Source organism: Leucobacter sp. VD1, assembly GCF_037150695.1.
In the GTDB taxonomy this organism is placed as follows: Bacteria; Actinomycetota; Actinomycetes; order Actinomycetales; family Microbacteriaceae; genus Leucobacter.
The window spans coordinates 182602-199717 of record NZ_JBBCPO010000003.1 but is presented as its reverse complement, the minus strand read 5'-3'; the positions used below and the strand labels follow the sequence as shown (position 1 = coordinate 199717).

17 protein-coding genes are annotated in these 17116 nt (G+C 63.8%); 11 read left to right on the top strand and 6 right to left on the bottom strand.

The annotated features are described in order from the left end of the window. Positions 1-98: 98 nt before the first annotated feature. The 5 genes from WFL22_RS09980 (at position 99) to WFL22_RS09960 (ending at position 4319) form a co-directional block, all read left to right on the top strand. Positions 99-1838 (top strand): cytochrome c biogenesis protein DipZ, encoded by a 1740-nt coding sequence (locus tag WFL22_RS09980; RefSeq protein ID WP_336992638.1) that lies wholly within the window; start codon positions 99-101, stop codon positions 1836-1838. A gap of 57 nt (positions 1839-1895) precedes the next feature. Next, positions 1896-2495 carry an ECF RNA polymerase sigma factor SigK gene (gene sigK / locus WFL22_RS09975; protein ID WP_336652038.1) on the top strand — a complete coding sequence of 200 codons (600 nt, stop codon included), beginning with the start codon at positions 1896-1898 and terminating at the stop codon, positions 2493-2495. After that, a complete protein-coding gene (locus WFL22_RS09970) occupies positions 2492-3256 on the top strand; it encodes an anti-sigma factor (protein WP_336652039.1) in 765 nt (254 codons plus the stop codon). Before sigK ends, WFL22_RS09970 begins: the two co-directional genes overlap by 4 nt. Before the next feature lie 146 nt (positions 3257-3402). Beyond that, positions 3403-3816: a DUF4383 domain-containing protein gene (locus WFL22_RS09965; protein ID WP_336992637.1), complete on the top strand. Its 414-nt coding sequence runs from the start codon at positions 3403-3405 to the stop codon at positions 3814-3816. Beyond that, entirely contained in the window at positions 3816-4319 is a 504-nt protein-coding gene (locus WFL22_RS09960; RefSeq protein WP_336652041.1) for a hypothetical protein, read from the top strand. Before WFL22_RS09965 ends, WFL22_RS09960 begins: the two co-directional genes overlap by 1 nt. 30 nt (positions 4320-4349) lie before the next feature. Here WFL22_RS09960 and WFL22_RS09955 read toward each other — a convergent pair whose 3' ends face one another. Next, complete coding sequence (locus tag WFL22_RS09955; protein ID WP_336992636.1) at positions 4350-4568, bottom strand: hypothetical protein; 219 nt, start codon at positions 4566-4568, stop codon at positions 4350-4352. A 111-nt stretch (positions 4569-4679) separates the two neighbouring features. Here WFL22_RS09955 and WFL22_RS09950 point away from each other — a divergent pair, with 111 nt between their 5' ends. The 3 genes from WFL22_RS09950 to WFL22_RS09940 all read left to right on the top strand — a co-directional run bounded on the left by WFL22_RS09950 (position 4680) and on the right by WFL22_RS09940 (position 6448). Continuing rightward, entirely contained in the window at positions 4680-5420 is a 741-nt protein-coding gene (locus WFL22_RS09950; protein WP_336992634.1) for an SDR family oxidoreductase, read from the top strand. Positions 5421-5489: 69 nt separating this feature from the next. Next, positions 5490-6023 carry a cysteine hydrolase family protein gene (locus tag WFL22_RS09945; RefSeq protein ID WP_336652044.1) on the top strand — a complete coding sequence of 178 codons (534 nt, stop codon included), beginning with the start codon at positions 5490-5492 and terminating at the stop codon, positions 6021-6023. Continuing rightward, entirely contained in the window at positions 6020-6448 is a 429-nt protein-coding gene (locus WFL22_RS09940; RefSeq protein WP_336992632.1) for a GNAT family N-acetyltransferase, read from the top strand. Before WFL22_RS09945 ends, WFL22_RS09940 begins: the two co-directional genes overlap by 4 nt. A 59-nt stretch (positions 6449-6507) precedes the next feature. Here the strand turns inward: WFL22_RS09940 and WFL22_RS09935 are convergent, their stop codons facing one another. Further along, complete coding sequence (locus WFL22_RS09935; protein ID WP_336652046.1) at positions 6508-7023, bottom strand: potassium channel family protein; 516 nt, start codon at positions 7021-7023, stop codon at positions 6508-6510. Between the two features lie 130 nt (positions 7024-7153). Further along, positions 7154-7450 (bottom strand): hypothetical protein, encoded by a 297-nt coding sequence (locus WFL22_RS09930; protein WP_336992630.1) that lies wholly within the window; start codon positions 7448-7450, stop codon positions 7154-7156. A 215-nt stretch (positions 7451-7665) separates the two neighbouring features. Here WFL22_RS09930 and WFL22_RS09925 point away from each other — a divergent pair, with 215 nt between their 5' ends. After that, positions 7666-8538, top strand: coding sequence for an oxygenase MpaB family protein (locus WFL22_RS09925; RefSeq protein ID WP_336652048.1), 873 nt, complete (start codon positions 7666-7668; stop codon positions 8536-8538). Between the two features lie 171 nt (positions 8539-8709). After that, positions 8710-10602 (top strand): heavy metal translocating P-type ATPase, encoded by a 1893-nt coding sequence (locus WFL22_RS09920; RefSeq protein WP_336992628.1) that lies wholly within the window; start codon positions 8710-8712, stop codon positions 10600-10602. Positions 10603-10762: 160 nt separating this feature from the next. Here WFL22_RS09920 and WFL22_RS09915 read toward each other — a convergent pair whose 3' ends face one another. After that, on the bottom strand, positions 10763-12421 hold the full coding sequence (locus tag WFL22_RS09915; RefSeq protein ID WP_336992626.1) for a hypothetical protein: 1659 nt from the start codon (positions 12419-12421) through the stop codon (positions 10763-10765). Between the two features lie 561 nt (positions 12422-12982). On the opposite strand from WFL22_RS09915, the gene WFL22_RS09910 reads away from it, so the two are divergent. Next, positions 12983-13708 carry a hypothetical protein gene (locus tag WFL22_RS09910; protein WP_336992624.1) on the top strand — a complete coding sequence of 242 codons (726 nt, stop codon included), beginning with the start codon at positions 12983-12985 and terminating at the stop codon, positions 13706-13708. A gap of 78 nt (positions 13709-13786) precedes the next feature. Here the strand turns inward: WFL22_RS09910 and WFL22_RS09905 are convergent, their stop codons facing one another. Together WFL22_RS09905 and WFL22_RS09900 are read right to left on the bottom strand one after the other, a co-directional pair. Beyond that, the gene (locus tag WFL22_RS09905) at positions 13787-14173 is read right to left on the bottom strand and encodes a hypothetical protein (RefSeq protein ID WP_336992622.1); all 387 of its coding nucleotides are present in this window, start codon (positions 14171-14173) and stop codon (positions 13787-13789) included. Between the two features lie 81 nt (positions 14174-14254). Continuing rightward, positions 14255-17113 carry an SNF2-related protein gene (locus tag WFL22_RS09900; protein ID WP_336992620.1) on the bottom strand — a complete coding sequence of 953 codons (2859 nt, stop codon included), beginning with the start codon at positions 17111-17113 and terminating at the stop codon, positions 14255-14257. Between the last annotated feature and the right edge of the window lie 3 nt (positions 17114-17116).

The following is a 17116-nucleotide window of genomic DNA, read 5'->3' as shown; positions in this document are numbered from 1 at the left end:
TGAAAAAAAATCGAACACCGTCGCGAGGTGGCGTTCTCGGCCGCGAACCCATCCGATTCGCCGCCCGCACCGAACTACTCGGCAACGAAGGGAATCTCATGGATATCGTGCTCATCGGTCTGCTCGGCGGACTCATCACCGGCATCTCGCCGTGCATTCTGCCGGTGCTGCCCGTTATCTTTCTCACCGCTGGGGCTCGGCCCGCAGCGCCAGGCCGCGCCCCCGAGGTGATTCCCGCGAAGCGCAGCCGACCGTTCTGGATCATTGCGGGCCTGGTACTCAGCTTCTCGGTGGTCACGCTCATCGGATCGCTACTGCTCGGACTGCTGTCGATTCCGCAGAGCGCAATCAGGTGGGCTGGCGTGGGCGTGCTACTCATCATCGGTGTCGGGATGCTATTTCCCGGCTTCGAGCAGCTGCTCGAAAAGCCATTCCAGCGACTACCTCGACGCCGCGTGGGCGACGGCGGCAACGGCTTCGGGATGGGGCTCGCGCTCGGCACGGTGTTCGTGCCCTGCGCAGGCCCCGTGCTCGCCGCCATCATCGTCGCAGGTGCCACGGGATCCATCGGCCCGGAAACGGTGCTGCTGACGCTATCGTTCGCCATCGGTGTGGCTCTTCCACTACTGCTCTTCGCGCTCGCCGGCAACGGGGTCGCGCAGCGGATCCGCGGCTTCCGCAAACGGGAACGGGCGATCAGGATCACCGGCGGCGTCGCGCTCATTGCGCTCGCGATCGGGCTCGCATTCAATGTGCCGCAAGCCCTGCAGCGGCTGCTCCCCGACTACACCTCCGGCCTGCAGCGCGAACTCGCCGACAGTGACGCGGCGCAGAGCGCACTGAACCTCGGCGGCCTCGTCACCGATGAAAACCGCGACCTCGACCGCTGCGCCAATAACGACCCCGAACTCCGCTCCTGCGGCACCGCCCCCTCGATCCGCGGTATCGAAGCCTGGCTGAACACTCCCGACGGCCAAGCCCTCGACCTCGAGCAGTTGCGCGGCAGGGTGGTGCTCATCGACTTCTGGGCGTACTCGTGCATCAACTGCCAGCGCTCGATCCCCCACGTCGTCGCGTGGGATCGCGCCTATCGCGACAGCGGGCTCACCGTGATCGGTGTGCACTCCCCCGAGTACGCCTTCGAAAAGGATCGGGCCAACGTTGAGGCCGGGGTGCGCGACTTCGGCATCGAATACCCGGTGGCGCTCGACAACTCCCTGTCGACCTGGACGAACTACCGCAACCGCTACTGGCCCGCGCACTATCTCATCGACGCCGAGGGCACCGTACGACATATCTCCTTCGGTGAAGGCGACTACGCGACCACCGAGCGATTGATGCGCCAGCTGCTCGCCGACGCGAATCCGCAGCTGCAGCTGCCCCCAAAGACCGCCACCGACGACCGCACCCCGGATATCGGCAGCACCACCCCTGAAACCTTCCTGGGCTCATCCAAGGAACGCAACTTCGCGGGGCCCGGCGACTACCGCGCCGGCACGCGCACCTTCGAGTTCCCGAAGCAGCTTCCAGCAGACACCTTCGCCCTTGAAGGCGACTGGCGGGTCGAAACGCAGTACGCAACGCCCGCCGGCAGCGAAGAGGGGCGGATCCGCCTCGCCTATCGCGGGCAGGAGGTGCGGGCCGTCGTCTCGGGTGAGGGGGCTATCGGGGTCTCCTTCGACGGAGCCACGGCCGGCAAGGCCGCGACTGGTCGCGAGATCGAGGTCGGAGGCACCCCGAAATCGGTGCGGATTGTGCGACCAGAGGATCCAGCCTCTGGCACGCTCGAACTGCGTGTGCCCCCGGGTGTGCAGATCTACTCATTCACCTTCGGATGAGCGCCCCGCAGAACCGAACACGACGAGCACAGGAAGCGAAAGCGGGGTGTATGCGCCATGATGGAGGAAATGGTCATCGACGGCATCGACATTCCGGAGGACGGCGCCACCGCCGATCCTGCCGACGCGGCACTCGCCCGGGCAGCGAGCGGTGACAGGCGCGCCTTCGCAGAACTCTACGATTTGCTGTCGGCGCGGGTGTTCGGACTCATCACCCGCGTGCTCGTCGACCACGCCCAGAGCGAGGAGGTGCTGCAGGAGGTGTTTCTCGAAGCCTGGCAATCGGCGAACGCCTTCGACGCCCGCCGGGGCACGGCACGCACGTGGCTCCTCACCATCGCTCACCGCCGTGCAGTCGACAGGGTGCGCGCGTCTCAGGCCGCTCACCGCCGCGACCTCACCGCCGGCGCTCGCGAGCTCGCGGTGCAGTCTCCCGGCGTCGACGATGAGGTCGCCGTGCTCATCGATGGCGGTCGCGCGGTGCGTGGCCTCGATCTCCTGCCAGAACCTCAGCGTCGCGCCATCGTGCTGGCCTACTTCGGCGGCTACAGCCACCGAGAGATCGCCGTGCTGCTCGATACGCCCCTCGGCACTGTCAAAACGAGAATCCGAGATGGGCTCACCAGACTCCGCACCGTAGTGGAGGGGACACGATGAACGAGCAAGATTTCCGGGCGCTGTCTGCGCTCCACGCGCTCCACGCGCTCTCCCCCGATGAAGAGCGCGACTTCTCAGCGGCCCTCGCCGCCCACCCGCAGTGGCAGGCCATCGTCGATGAGGATCTGGCCACCGCGGCTGCGCTCGGCACCGGTATTCCGGCGGTGGCACCGCCGGCCACGGCGCGCCGCTCGATCCTGGATGCGATCGAGCAGCTGCCCCAGTTTGACGCCCCAGCATTCGGTGCGAGTGCGGTGCCAGCGGAATTGGATCAGAACGACGACGACTCCACGCCCGCGATCGCCGGACGGCGGCGGGGGTGGCTGGCGCTCGCAGCCTCGGTTGCAGTGCTGCTCGCCGTCTCGCTGTCGTTCCCCCTGGCAAGCCTGCTCACCCCGCAAGACCCGGTGACCGTTGCGCTCGCCCAGCTCGAATCAGCGCCGGACGCACACTCGTCGACAGCCGACATCGTCGGCGCTGGGGAGGCCACACTGCACTGGTCGCCGTCGCTGGGACAGGCCGTGCTCGTCGCAGACGGCCTGCCGGAGATCCACCAGGATCAGGACTACGAACTCTGGGTGATTCGCAACGGAGAGCCGTCGTCTCTCGGCGTGCTGCACGCCGACAGCAATAGAAACGCCCAGACACTCACCGAAATGCCGGGTGCGGGCGAGGCACTCGCCGTCACGATTGAACAGCACGGCGGCTCCCCGAGCGGGGCTCCCACGAGCGACCCCATTCTCGTGGTGTCAGCAGCCTGACGGGCGAGCAAACAGATAGCACACGCGAAAGCGACACACAAGTACCTGTTGCGGTTGACTACCGCGTTGAAGACTGGACGGGAAGAGACGACCGAAGCCCACCCGGCGATCACGGTCGTTACGAGCGATCCCAAAGGAGCAGTATCGTGAACAACTCAGCCAACCGACTTGTCGGTGTCATCTTTGGAGCGGTCTACGTGCTTGTGGGCCTGCTCGGCTTCACGGCGACGAGCGGCGTCGGTTTCGTCGCCACCGAGGGCGGTCTGCTGCTCGGCATCTTCGAGGTGAACCCGCTGCACAATGTGGCCCACCTGCTCATCGGCGCAGCCCTGCTCATCGGCGGCCTCGCGGGAGTGCGCGCGGCGAAGGCCGTGAACGGGATTGTAGGTGCCGCCTATCTGCTGCTCGGCATTGTCGGCTTCTTCATCGCCGACACTGGTGCGAACATCCTCGCACTGAACACCGCCGATCACATCCTGCACCTGGGCAGCGCGCTCATCCTGCTGGGTGTGAGCCTCGGAGCAGAGCGGGCGGGGGTCACCGCCCGGCCAGCAGTGTGATGATCGGGCAGCTCTGGTCCGCTCTCGCCGCGCTCGGCTCAGGGCTCATCCTCCTGGCCGTCGCGGCGGGGGCGAGCCCGTGGCTCGCACTCCCCCTCATCACTGTTGCTGCGGGAGAGATCATCTGGGCGGTTGTCACGATGCGGGCGGGGCGGATCATCGCTCCCCGCACCACGGCGATCTTCTGCACCGCCATGATCGGTGTCGCCGCCACGCTGCTCTTCACCCGCAGCATCGGGATTCTCCCATTTCTCGCCCTCGTGTCGCTGCACTGGGTCACCGCAGTGTGCGCGGCCCTCCAACTGCGGCTCGCACGGCGCCGCGATCCGCCATCGACACCCGCTCAGGCCGCGGATGCCTCCGCGCCGGGAGCCGCGAAGTTTCTCATCGTACTGACCGCGCAGGCGATGCTCGTCGCCGCGATCACGACACCCGCACTCGCCGACACCGAAGCCGGTGCGGCCGCCGTTCCGCACGGCACCTCGATCCACGGGCACCATTAACGGGCAGGCTTCGAGCTGCCGGGGTGCGGATCAGATGATCAGCAGCAGCCCCACGATACTCAGCACCAGCCCCGCCACGGCGAGGCCGGAACCTGCCGCGATCCGCCCCGCGCGCACCAGACCGCCGATGGACAGCCCCAGACCAACGCCGGCCATCACGAAGCCGATCACCAGCGGCATGAACACCGACACCAATCCCACCACAAAACCAGCGACCGCGAGGCCATTGCTCTGGGGGCGTTGGGGCACCTGGGCATACATCGGTGCCGCATACACCGGCTGCGCTCAACCTTATCCGCGAGCCGGCCGCACGTTCACCCCAGATCGCGGGGAGCACCACAACCTGGAATGATGATCGCTATGAGAATCGCGATCGCAGGCGGCACCGGCACGGTAGGCCGCCACACCGTCACCGCGGCGCAGGAGGCCGGCCACGAAACAGTCGTGCTGAGTCGCTCGCACGGGGTGAATCTTGTGACCGGGGAGGGCCTGGAGGCGGCGCTGCGGGGCGTCGACGCTGTGATCGACGTGACGAGCATCGCCACGCTCAACGAGGCGAAGGCAGTCGAGTTCTTCACCGCCACCACAAAACATCTGCTCGCGACCGCGGAGTCCGCGGGAGTGGGGCACGTCGTGGCGCTCTCGATCGTGGGCATAGACCGGGTGCCGCACGACTACTACGCCGGCAAGCTCGCTCAGGAGCGCATCGTGGCCGCTTCGTCCGCGCCGTGGACGATCCTCCGGGCGACGCAGTTCCACGAGTTCGCGGCACAGATGTTCGAGCAGGCGAAGATGGGGCCGCTGCACCTGGCGCCGATCGCGCGGGTGCAGCCCGTCGCGGCGCAGGAGGTCGCCGAGCGGCTGATTGCCCTCGCCGCGGGGTCCCCTCAGGGCCGCGCCCGGGACCTGGCCGGGCCGCGGGAGGAACGACTCTCCGACATGGTGCGGGCCTTCGCGCGGGCGAGCGGGCATCGCGGGTGGATCCCCGCGATGCGCGTGCCCACCCGGCAGATGCGAGGGATGCAGGCCGGCGGGGTGTTGCCCGGCCCGGATGCGGATCGTGGCCGCCAGACCTTCTCGGAGTGGATCGCGCAGCTCTGAGCGGGGCTGCGGCACGCGCGGTCACGAGCACGAGCACGAGCACGAGCACGAGCACGAAAGAATAGAGCCATGTCTACGAACACCGCTCTGCTGATCATCGACCTCCAAGTGGGCGTGGTCTCCGACTGCGTCGACGTGCCCGGCGTCTTGGCACGCACCGCTGCACTCGTTGATCGAGCCCGAAGTGAGAACGTCCCGGTGATCTGGGTGCACGATCACGGCGGCCTCGAAATCGGCAGCGACGGATGGCAGCTCGCCGCTCCCCTGGTGCGCCGCAGCGACGAGCCGATCGTGCAGAAGACCTACCGCGACTCGTTCGCAGAGACCGACCTCGCCGAGGTGCTTGCTGCCTGGGACACCACCCGTCTAGTCGTCGCAGGAGCACAGAGCGACTACTGCATTCGCACCACCACGCAGGCCGCTGCCGTGCGCGGATTCGACGTCACTTTGGTATCCGACGCGCACACCACAACCGATGCCGAATTCTCTGGGTCTCGTATGACCGGCGAGCAGATCGTGGCACACACCAACATGTATTTCAGGGGCCTGCGCTATCCCGGCTTGCGGTTAGGTATCGCCACGCACACCGAGGTCGAACTGTGACGAGGACCCTCGCCGCTGGATACACGCTCCGCGGCGACGCACCTCCTCTCACCGACTATCTCGAACTCCGACGGGTGAGCGGTCTCTCCGAGAAAACCCCCGAGCAAGGGGTTGCAGCGCTAGAGGGGTCCTGGGCGTTCCGCCACGTCGTCGACCCGAACGGAACGGTGGTGGGCATGGGCCGAATCATCGGCGACGGAGGATGGTACTTCCTCATCGCCGACATGGCCACGCTGCCCGAGCATCAAGGACGCGGTATCGCCTCGGCAATCCTTGACGCCCTGCTCAACCACATCCGCGCCTCGGCACCCGCGGGCCCCTACGTCACACTCACCGCAGACCCCCCAGGACGCAGACTCTACGAATCCCGGGGATTCACCGATGTCGCACCGGCCGCCACCGGCATGCACCTCCGACTCAGCTAGCGACCCCTGGACCAGACCCCCTCCTGCGCGGAGCGCCAGCGCTCCGATAGTGCAGCGGCCTACTTTCGGGTGCGACGCCCCTGAGCGACGGCTGACGTGATCACCCGGATCGTGACGGCCACCAGCACCAGATTCGCGAGCATCTGGGCCGTAACCGCGATCCGCGCAATGCTCGACACCGGAACAATGTCGCCAAAACCTACCGTTGTGAGCACTGTCGCAGAGAGATACACCGAATCGACCTTGTTCAGCGGCTCACTGAACGCCGTCGGATCCACCGCCGAAAAGATGAGGTACACCCCAGCCGACACGAAAACGGCCATCGGCACCAGCAGCGCAATCGCCTCTATCGCTTGAAACACGGGAGTGGGCGACTTCACAATGGCCCGCGACTGCCACGCCACACAGACCAAGAACGCGCACATGCCGACCACGAAGAACACCAGCGGCGCGAAGCCACGAGGACCAACAGGCAGCAGCACATAGACCAGAAGCAGCGTGGCAACTGTGCCGGCGCTGCGAGCAAGTGCGTGCAAGAGCGCTTTGCGCCCGGGAGGCGAAGCCGCTGCGCTCATGGAGTCCTCTCACACATTCGTGGTCATCTCACGATATGCGAAAAGGGTACCCTACCGACCCCGGCCTGCCACAGCGCGGCCTCGCGGGCCAGTGCGACCAGGCACGCCGGGCGCCGCGGGCCGCCCAGGCTCAGACGCCGAGGGCGCCGATGAACAGCAGGGCGAAGACGATGATCGCTGCAGAGAAGAGGAAGCCGATCCCTCCAGTCACCATTCCCGCGATAGCAGCACCCTTCGAAACGCGAGCCTTCACAGCCACAATTCCAAAGACGACAGCGAGCACCCCGGCGATCATGCTCACCACGAGCACCGCCATACCCGACAACGCAACGAAGTTCAGGATCAGCAGCAGCACACTGGCAATTCCCGCGACAAGAGCGGCAGGCGCAGCCCAGGTGGGCGCTGCGGTTTCGGACGACTGCGACACGGATGTTCCTCCAAGATGCGAACAGGCAATGAGCCACCAAGCTACAGCGTACGAGGCACGCGCAACAGAGCTCTGCCCACTTTCCCGCGCACGGCTCGCAACTTGCATCAAATTTGCGCGATCTGAACCCAAAAGCACCCGATGGCCGGTCTTATTCACCAATAGGCTGCCAACAGCACCACGAAGCGTCATCGCTTACCACGGGAGGGAATACTGTGACAGAAGAACATCTGAGCCGGAAGCTCGCAGACGCGCCGAGGGCCGACGAGGGGTACTACGGCCCGGACAGCGTCTCCTGGAGGGTCTTCTCCGACCCCGGCTCGATGCTCGGCGCAAAGAACGCCGTCTTCCTGCAGATGCTCGAACCCGGCATGATGACCCACTTCGAGCGCGTGTCACTCACCACCGAAGGGCCCGAGCAACTCGCGGCGCGCTTCGACCGCACCTCGGCCTACCTGCGCGACGCGATCTTCGCCGACCGCGCCCACGCCGACGCGGCGGCCGCCCACGTCGACCGCCTGCACGAGCGGGCTTCATGGACAAACCCCGAGACCGGTGAGGTCGTCAGCGCCAAGCAGCCCGACTGGCAGCGTTGGACCTGGTGGACGTACATTTGGTCGGCGGTGCGCGGATACCAGGAGTTTGGCCCCGGACTGTCGCCCGCCGACTCCAACAAACTCGTGCAGGAATCCCGCCACGGTGCCGAGAGCCTGCACGTGCCCGGGCCGTACTTCCAGACCTTCGACGAACTCGACGCCTACATCCGCAAAGAGCTCGAAACGAAAGCGCTCACCCTGTTCGCCGCTCTCGCCGGACACACGCTGCGCCACCCCGACGTCAAAGGCCCCATCGCCAAGTTCGTCACGCGCCGGGTGCTCGACGGCGTGCTCTCACTGCTGCCCGAAACCGCGCTCTACTTCTACGCCGTGGAGGACCGCGGCCCCAAGGCGTTTGCACGGGGCGCGCGATTCACCAAGTGGATCGCAAAGCTCGCCCGCAAGAACCGCTCCGCGGAGCAACTCATCGCCGAGGCAATCGGCGACTCCATCGCCAAGCCCTACCAGCGAGTGCGCCCCGCACGGGCATAGTCCTCGCACCGGCCGGTGATGGGCCGGTGCCGCACACGCCTGCGATCCGCCGTCCTGCACGAGCACACGCTCAGCAGGGCGGCGGTGTGCGTGTTCAGGCGCGCTCTCGTCGATATGGCATCGCATTGAGAAACCTGCACGCGCGATCCACCCAGCTGAGATGATGTACAGGTGAGTCGTATCGCGAACCTCCTCAGGTCCTATCCGCTCGTATTCGGCACGCTCCTCGTCGCAGCGGTCGGGCTGATCATGCTCGCCACGCCCGCCGCCAGGATCGCACCCTGGATTGTGGGCGCATACGCTCTAGGGATCGCCGCATGGTCGGCCATCGACATGATCCGCCAACTGCTCCGCGGGCACGCCGGACTGGACATTCTCGCCGTCACAGCGATCACCGCAGCAGTCGCCGTCGGAGAGGTGTGGGCCGCACTCATCGTGGTGTTGATGCTCACCGGCGGCGCAGCGCTCGAAGACTACGCCGAGCACCGCTCCAAGCGCGAACTGACCGCACTCCTGCGCAAAGCACCGCAGCTGGCCACCCGCATTGTCGAACACGCCCAGAACGCTCCTGAGAACGCCGTCACAGAAGACGTGCCCGTAGACGAGATCGCAGTCGGTGAACTGCTGCTCGTGCGGCCCGGTGCGCTGGTGCCCGTGGACGCCATCCTCGTTTCTGAGCACGCCGTCTTCGACGAGTCTTCTTTGACGGGCGAAAGCCTCCCCGTCGAACGCACTGCCGGCGAACGTGTCGCGAGCGGTGCCGTGAACGGCCAGGCCGCCGTGACGATGCGGGCAACAGCGCTCGCCTCCGATAGCGAGTACCAGCAGATCGTGCGGCTCGTTGAACAGGCCACGAAGAGCAAAGCCTCAGTCGTGCGACTGGCCGACCGATACGCGCTGCCCTTCACGCTGCTCGCGTTGATCATCGCCGGTGCCGCCTGGGCACTGAGCGGCGATGCCGTCAGGTTCGCCGAGGTGCTGGTCGTGGCAACGCCATGCCCGCTGCTGATCGCCGCCCCAGTCGCCTTCCTCGGAGGCATGAGCCGTGCCGCGAGGTTCGGCTTGATCGTGAAGGGCGGAGGGACTCTCGAACAGCTCTCACGCGCGCGCTCCGCAGCATTCGACAAGACCGGCACCATCACCAAGGGAAAGCCCGCGCTGGAACGTCTGCTACCCGCAGCCGGCTTCGACGCAGACGAACTGCTCCGGCTTGCCGCATCCGCAGAGGTCTACTCATCGCATGTGCTCGCAGGGTCTGTGATCGACGTAGCAAAACACCGTGAGCTGCGCCTCCTCGATGCGGAGAGGGCCGAAGAGATCGCAACACACGGGGTAGCCGCAACCCTTCGGCTGGCCCACGCCACCGACCCGGTGGTCGTGCGTGTCGGCAAGCCTGCATGGATTGGCGAGCACGCGGCAGACCTGAGCCTCGCGGAGCTAGCTCCCGGCGAGCTTGCGATCTATGTGGCTGCCGACGACCGCTTCGCTGGCGCGATCGTCATGCGCGACCAGGTGCGGCAGGAGGCTGCTCAGGCTCTGAGCGAACTCGACGCCCTCGGAGTCTCGCGCACACTCATGGTGACCGGAGATGTCGCCGCCACCGCGAACCCGATCGCCGAACGCCTCGGCATCGACGAAGTGCATGCCGAGTGCCGGCCGAGTGACAAGGTGCGGATCGTGCAGGAGGTGCAACCGCGACCGCTGATCATGGTCGGCGATGGCCTCAACGATGCGCCCGTGCTCGCCGCGGCAGACATCGGCTTCGCGATGGGCGCGCGCGGAGCCACCGCCGCCAGCGAATCCGCAGACGTCGTGAACCGATATGACACCCTCGCATCGCTGCCGCGCGCGGTGATGATCGGGAAGGACACGGTGAGAATCGCACTGCAGAGCATCTGGTTGGGCATCATCATCAGCATCGGGCTCATGCTCATCGCCGCCTTCGGCTTCCTGCCCGCCATCCTCGGAGCTTGGCTGCAGGAGCTTGTGGATCTCATCGCGATCCTCGGAGCGCTGCGCGCCGTCGGCCCCCGATCTGAACGTACCGCGCGTCGGCTCGGCTGACTGCGACCGAGCCGGCATCAGGCGCCGGCCAGGCACGACTGTGCGGAGGAAGGGCGGTCAACCACCGACCAGAACGCCTGCGATCACAGGCCGCATCCTGGCCTCAGAAAGAGTTCGGGGAGGGGCGGCAGGTGCCACCCCTCCCCGAAGCTCTGAGCAGCTACGCTGCGGTGTTCGCGCGACGACGTGACCGGGAGAGCACCAGGACACCCCCGACGGCCATGAGCGACACCACACCAAGTGCGGGGAGCACCGTCTCGTCGGCACCGGTGCGAGCGAGTGCAGGCTCGGATTGCTGCCCCGTCTCACGCACAACCTCGATCTTGACCGAACCGACTTCCTGACCGTTCAGGAGCATCACGAGACGGTGCGTGCCGCTGGGCACGCTCGCGGGAATCGCAAACGTAGTATCGAGCGTGCCTGCCGCACTCGATGTGCGCGCGCCGAGCGCGATCGGTTGCGAGTGCAACTCGAAGGTGTACTCGGTGTCGAAGAGCAGGCCCCAGGCTTTGAAGGGAACCGACGATCCCGCAGTCACGCTTTTCACACCCGAGATCGACAGCGTGGGTGCGGCAATTCGGCCGCTCGGCGGGGTGGCGATGACGTAGTCGACAGTGTTGGCCGCGCGGAGGGTGGCGACAGCATAGACAGATTTCCCGACGAGGTCCGCCGTCATGGCGAGGCTCGCCTGATCCGCACCCGCAATCGGGGTGCCGTCAGAGAGATACCAAGCCCAGCTCACCGAGGTGGGCGTAGGTGCCCACGTCGTCGTGTCGATGTCTGCGGTCAATTGGCCGAAGAGACTGTGAAGACCGTGCAGGGTCGGCGCATCGCCAGGCGTGAACCCACCCTTGTGCACGGTGTTCGAGAACGGAGAGTTCGGGGTCACATAGTTCTGCGTATCTGGCGCTTCGAGCGTGGCGATCACGTAGACGCCGGTGCCCTCCAGGCTGCTGGCCGCGGCGAGGGTGGTCGCGGTGCCGGACTGCAACAGCGCATGCGTATCCGCGCGATACCACGCGTACGTCACCGTGGCCGGCACCGGAGTCGTGCCGGTGAGATCGAGGGAGGCGGTGAAGTCGGTGCCGATCACACCGGACCCGCTCACCACCGGGGTGTTCACGTTCTCGAACCCACCCTCATGGACAGTGTTCGAAAACGGAGAGTTGAGCGTCACGTAGTTGTGCGTATTTGGCGCTTCAAGCGTCGCGATCACATAGACACCGGTGCCCTCCAGGCTGCTGGCCGCGGCGAGGGTGGTCGCGGTGCCGGACTGCAACAGCGCATGCGTATCCGCGCGATACCACGCATACGTCACCGTGGCCGGCACCGGAGACGTGCCCGTGAGATCGAGGGAGGCCGTGAAGTCAGTGCCGATCACACCCGACCCGCTCACCAACGGGGTGTTCACGTTCTCGAACCCACCCTTGTGGACAGTGTTCGAAAACGGAGAGTTCAAGGTCACGTAGCTCGGCGTCCCCGGAGCATCAAGCTGCGCGATCACATAGACACCTGTGCCTTCCAGGCTACTGCTCGCAGGAAGCGTCGCGCTCGGGCCGGACTGCAACTGCGCTCCGGTATCCACGCGGTGCCAGGAGTATGTCACGCTCGTCGGCACCGGAGTCGTGCCGGTGAGATCGAGAGACGCGGTGAAGTCGGTGCCGATGACGCCGGATCCGCTCACCACAGGGGTGTTCACATTCTCGAAACCTGGGGCCGCTGAAGCGGCTGCCGGAACGAGGTTGAAGGACAGCAGGCCGAGCAGGGCTGCGAGCAAGAATGACCATCGACGAAAACGGCGAGAAGCAGGAGGTTGCATGTGTGGACCCGGATTCTATAGAGGCTGCCATAGCCACTCAACGGAGAAAGAAATACCGCATGCAAGAATAACCCGAAGTTGGCCACTATCCAAGATTGTTCTTGAGTCACCGGAGCCGAAACTGCCGCGCAGGGAGCCACCAGCCGGGAAAACTGGAGAGAAAACATAAAAGAACCCCCGCAAGTAGAAGCCTTGCGAGGGTTCAGCAACGGTGTAATAGCCGTTACGTGGCTCCGACCGGCATCGATCCGGTGACCTTTCGATTAAGAATCTTGTCATTTCAGACCATACTGCGGGATGCCAGAATCTTCGTTTTACCTGATCAGATACCAGAAATCATTCTCGCTATCTACTAGCAGTTGTCACTGAATATGCGGGATAGATGCGGGATTTAGCTCAGTACATGAAGCCTGGATCGTAAGCTTTCAGCGGCAGGTTCAACCTGAGATGCGGCTTAGACGAGTGCTGTTGGTTTTCTTTCTCTTGCCAGGCACCAGACCCATTCTTTCGTAGATAGATCTGTTAGAAAAGTATCGGATCAAATGCGGCAAGATACCTACTATGCACTCCTCCCCCGCGACCAGTACCGGCAGCTCCATCACAAGTCACGATGGAGTCTCGGACTACACCCCTCTGACCCACCTGGTGCGCACGGGTCTCTTCGAGCTTGCGAAGCGTCGTCCGATCTTCCACTCTGAGGCCGACTTCCAGTACGAGTTGGCAACCCAGCTCACACGGTTGGACTCGTCCGTGGAGATCCGCCTCGAGTGGCCGGTGCGCGTACCCGGCACTCGCGTGATCAATCTGGACATGCTCCTGCGACTTAACGGGCTTCAATATGCCGTCGAGCTGAAGTACATCACCGCGAAACTCGACGTCACCATCGGGGACGAGGCGTTCCTCCTCAAGTCCCAGGCCGCACAGGATCTTCGACGATACGACATCCTCAAAGACATCCTCAGAGTCGAATCACTCGTCGAGACCGGTGTGGTGGGTGCCGGCATGTCCGTCACGATCACCAACGATCGAACGCTCTGGCGTGAGACGTTGCGGGAGGGCACCGTTGATGAAGCGTTCCGTCTCCATCACGGCCGCATCGTGACCGGTGACCTGGCCTGGGCCGACCATGCGGCCGCCGGCACCATCCGCGGCCGAGAGGCTGCGCTGTCTCTGGCCAGCAGCTATCTGTTGGACTGGGAGGACTACTCGCAGCTCGACGCGGCCCGCAACGGTGAGTTTCGCATGCTCATCGTCGAGGTCGCCGGCACGGTTCCGTCGGGGAACTAGGTCCCCCCTGCAACACACGAACGCCCCGCGACTTCGGTCCGGGGCGTTCTGTTTTGTGCTCTTTGAGAGATCGTATCTTTAGTGATCGCTGCCGTCAGTGGGCTCGTCGTCGTAATACCATTCAAGATTTCCGGGGTCCGGGGCGACAAACCCGGCACTGCGGGCTGCATCCAACGCAGTATCAAGATCGGCGGCGATCTCGTGAGGAATCACGAGGGTAGCTCGCATACCATCCACTCGATCAACTACACCCTGTGCGATTGCCACCGCTCGCGACAACTTCGCATCCTCGGTTGGTTCCTCGGGTTCATCAACATCGATTTCAATGAGGAGTTTCACCGCACGACCGAGGTTTTCATTCACCTGCGCAATCTCAGAAGGTGTTTCGCTCGACGGCACTGCCGAGAGGTATGCCTCAACGGCAGTTTCAAAGGAATTCACAAGTGATGCATAGCTAGTACTCATCGATTCATTATCTCGGCTGACGCGGACAATGAACAGCTAATACTGAGGAGGTCGCTCTGCTTTGTGGAGGAAAAACCTGATTCAATCGGCGATCTTCCATCTCACATTGAAGATCCGCTCTCTCAGCACCTCTGCTTGAAGCGAGTGTTCGAGCATCTCAATGTACGTGTCAGCCTTGTCTCGTAGACGGTCGCGCTCTTCGCGGAACTTCTCGTAGAGTTCATCGGCTTGTCGAGCAAGCTTCTGAACCTCCTTACGAAGCTTCAGCCGCTCAGCGAGGTCCGTAGCCCGTCGCTCCCTCGCGTTAATCTCATCCTTCGTTTTCTCCAGCTTTCGTGCCTCAGCCTCGTACTTCGCTTTGTGATCTTTGAGCCGCGACTCTACAAGATCGCCCTGGTCGAGACTGAACTGAGCCGTCCGGTTCTGGACGTCTTCGGTGTAGAGCTCCATCTGCTGATCCAGCATGGAAGCAAGAGCGCTCACGTCCAAACTGGTGAGGGGCCGTGTCCCCTGGCATCGGAGATCCAAGATGTCTTCCGCGAGTTCATTGTCGACGAGGTCTCCGTCATCGGAGATGCCCGCCGCAAGTATGTACGACTCGGTGGACACATCGAACTCAGTACGTGTGGTGAACGTGAGGAGCTCGACCGTAAGTAGCCCGGACTTGCCGGCAAGTTGACGCACCGCCGCGGATACCCGGTCTGAGCTACTGAGTGAGAACACCAACTCCGCATCAGGCGTTGATGCCGTCAGCGCGGAGCTCACAACGTGCTGACCAAGGTCGCTGTTGTACCGGTACTGATGTGCGCCTTGCTGCGGGTGCGACTTGAAGAAATAGCGTCCTGTCGGAATCCCCTGTTCGGGAGCCCGATGCAGGGTGAAGTGTCTCCCGTCGCCCTCGAACGAGGCCACGTCCTGCAGCTCATGGCGAGTGATCTGCAGCAGCAACCGCTCGAAAGTGTTCAGCAACACATCCTTCTCAGCGTCGTAGCTCTTGAGCTTGTCCTGCACGTGAGGATCGAGATTGTCGAACACGCGAGCCCTAGCTCGCTCCATTTCTTCACTGATCTCGACCTGGTAGCGTCGCTCGAGCTCATCAAACGCGGCGTTGATCTCGTCGCTGGTCTTGCATCGTTCAAGGATGGCCGCGATCGACTTCTCGAAATCGAGCCCGTCTTCGATAGAGCCCAGCACCTCGTCGGAGGCGCCGAACACCGAGGTGAACAACTGGAACTTCTCGGTGAGCAGTTCCAGGATGCGCTGCTCTGCCAGGTTCCCCTTGTTTGAGAAGTTCACCACGACGACGTTGTGCTTCTGGCCAAAACGGTGGACACGGCCAATGCGCTGCTCAACTCGCTGCGGGTTCCACGGGAGGTCGTAGTTCACCAGCATCGAGCAGAATTGCAGGTTGATACCTTCTGCAGCGGACTCTGTAGCGATCATGATGCTGCCACGATCGCGGAACTCGTCGACCAGTGCTTTACGCACGTCGGCGGACTTGATCTTCGTGATGAGATCGGAGCCCTCGTTTCGCGCGAGCCAGTCCTGATAGATCCGCTTGGACTCCTCCGAGTCGTTCTTGCCGTTGAACAGTACGAGACCGTCGCCATACCCCGCCGCAGTGAGTTCCCTTGCGAGGTACTCCTGGGTCTTCGTGGAGTCAGTGAAGATGATCGCCTTACGCGCGGCGCCGACCTCCTGCAACCGACTGAACCCTTGGTCGAGTGCATCGAGAAGTCGCACGGCCTTCTGGTTCGTCGTGATCGACCGGGCGAGAGCCGCATACGAGCGGAGCTCGTCGACCTCGGCTTGGATCTCGTCAAACAGCTCGTCGTTTGAGGACTCTTCTGGGATTGCAAACAGCGTAGATTCTGACTCTTCGATCTCCTCAGAGGTCATGTCCTCATCGACCAGCGCGCCACGGTTTGAACGCACCTTCCCCGACCGAAGCTCCCCCTCAAGCCTGTTTGCAACACGCTCAAGAGTGGAGGCCACGGCATACGTTGATGATCCGAGACGCTTCCGAAGAATCAGAGCCGAAAGGTGACGCTGCGATTGAGCAAACGCGTGGAGCACAGGCCGCTGCAGGTACTCGTTGACCTTGTCGTAGAGCTCGATCTCAGCGGCAGATGGAGTGAATTCGAACGCCATCGGGATGCGCTCTGTGAAGCGAATGTACTTCTGAGCATCCTTCCGAAGCGTGCGTTTGGCGATGTGGGAAATTCGCATCGCCAAGTCGTCGTTCCCGTACCCTCCTGGGTCGTCGACGTAGCGCTCTTTGAAGCCCTCGATGGAGTGGAAGAAATCCGGATCAAACACGGACACTAGCCCGTAAAGTTCTTCCAGTCGGTTCTGCAGGGGTGTTGCCGTCAGCATCACGGCTTTCCCGGCCGCCCGCATCACTTCGGACACCGCCTCTGCGATCTTGGCACCGGGCTTCCAATGCGACCGGAGGCGGTGTGCCTCGTCGGCGACAACGACGTCCCAGTGCCTGGAGAGATCGTCGTAATGCCGGAGAACGAACTCGTAGGAGCTGATCAGGATGTGCTGCGCGCCCGACTGCTGCTGCGCAAGCAGCTCATACTTGTTCTTGCTGTCGAGAAGCTTTGCCGGCAACGCGAACTTGTCACTGAGCTCCTGCTGCCACTGCTGCCGCAGTGACGACGGTGCGATGATCAGGATCCGGCGCTTCCGCTCCGCCCAATACTGCGAGAGCACAATTCCGGCCTCGATGGTCTTGCCGAGCCCCACTTCGTCAGCAAGGATCACACCCGGGGACGTAGACGACTTGAGCGCGAACAAGGCCGCATCGATCTGATGCGGCTTCGGTTCGACCTGAGCATCGAACAAGAGCCCAGCAAGCTTTCCCACATGGTCAGATGCGTACGAACGCTCCAGCTGATGGGCATAGAACTTCGACTGATAGGGGGAAAGCGTCATTGC

Bases quoted from the DNA above. Each gene is read 5' to 3' on its own strand.
- WFL22_RS09980 (WP_336992638.1), top strand. From the start codon at position 99: ATGGATATCGTGCTCATCGGTCTGCTCGGCGGACTCATCACCGGCATC.
- sigK (WP_336652038.1), top strand. From the start codon at position 1,896: ATGATGGAGGAAATGGTCATCGACGGCATCGACATTCCGGAGGACGGC.
- WFL22_RS09970 (WP_336652039.1), top strand. From the start codon at position 2,492: ATGAACGAGCAAGATTTCCGGGCGCTGTCTGCGCTCCACGCGCTCCAC.
- WFL22_RS09960 (WP_336652041.1), top strand. From the start codon at position 3,816: ATGATCGGGCAGCTCTGGTCCGCTCTCGCCGCGCTCGGCTCAGGGCTC.
- WFL22_RS09950 (WP_336992634.1), top strand. From the start codon at position 4,680: ATGAGAATCGCGATCGCAGGCGGCACCGGCACGGTAGGCCGCCACACC.
- WFL22_RS09945 (WP_336652044.1), top strand. From the start codon at position 5,490: ATGTCTACGAACACCGCTCTGCTGATCATCGACCTCCAAGTGGGCGTG.
- WFL22_RS09935 (WP_336652046.1), bottom strand. From the start codon at position 7,023: ATGAGCGCAGCGGCTTCGCCTCCCGGGCGCAAAGCGCTCTTGCACGCA.
- WFL22_RS09915 (WP_336992626.1), bottom strand. From the start codon at position 12,421: ATGCAACCTCCTGCTTCTCGCCGTTTTCGTCGATGGTCATTCTTGCTC.
- WFL22_RS09910 (WP_336992624.1), top strand. From the start codon at position 12,983: ATGCACTCCTCCCCCGCGACCAGTACCGGCAGCTCCATCACAAGTCAC.
- WFL22_RS09905 (WP_336992622.1), bottom strand. From the start codon at position 14,173: ATGAGTACTAGCTATGCATCACTTGTGAATTCCTTTGAAACTGCCGTT.
- WFL22_RS09900 (WP_336992620.1), bottom strand. From the start codon at position 17,113: ATGACGCTTTCCCCCTATCAGTCGAAGTTCTATGCCCATCAGCTGGAG.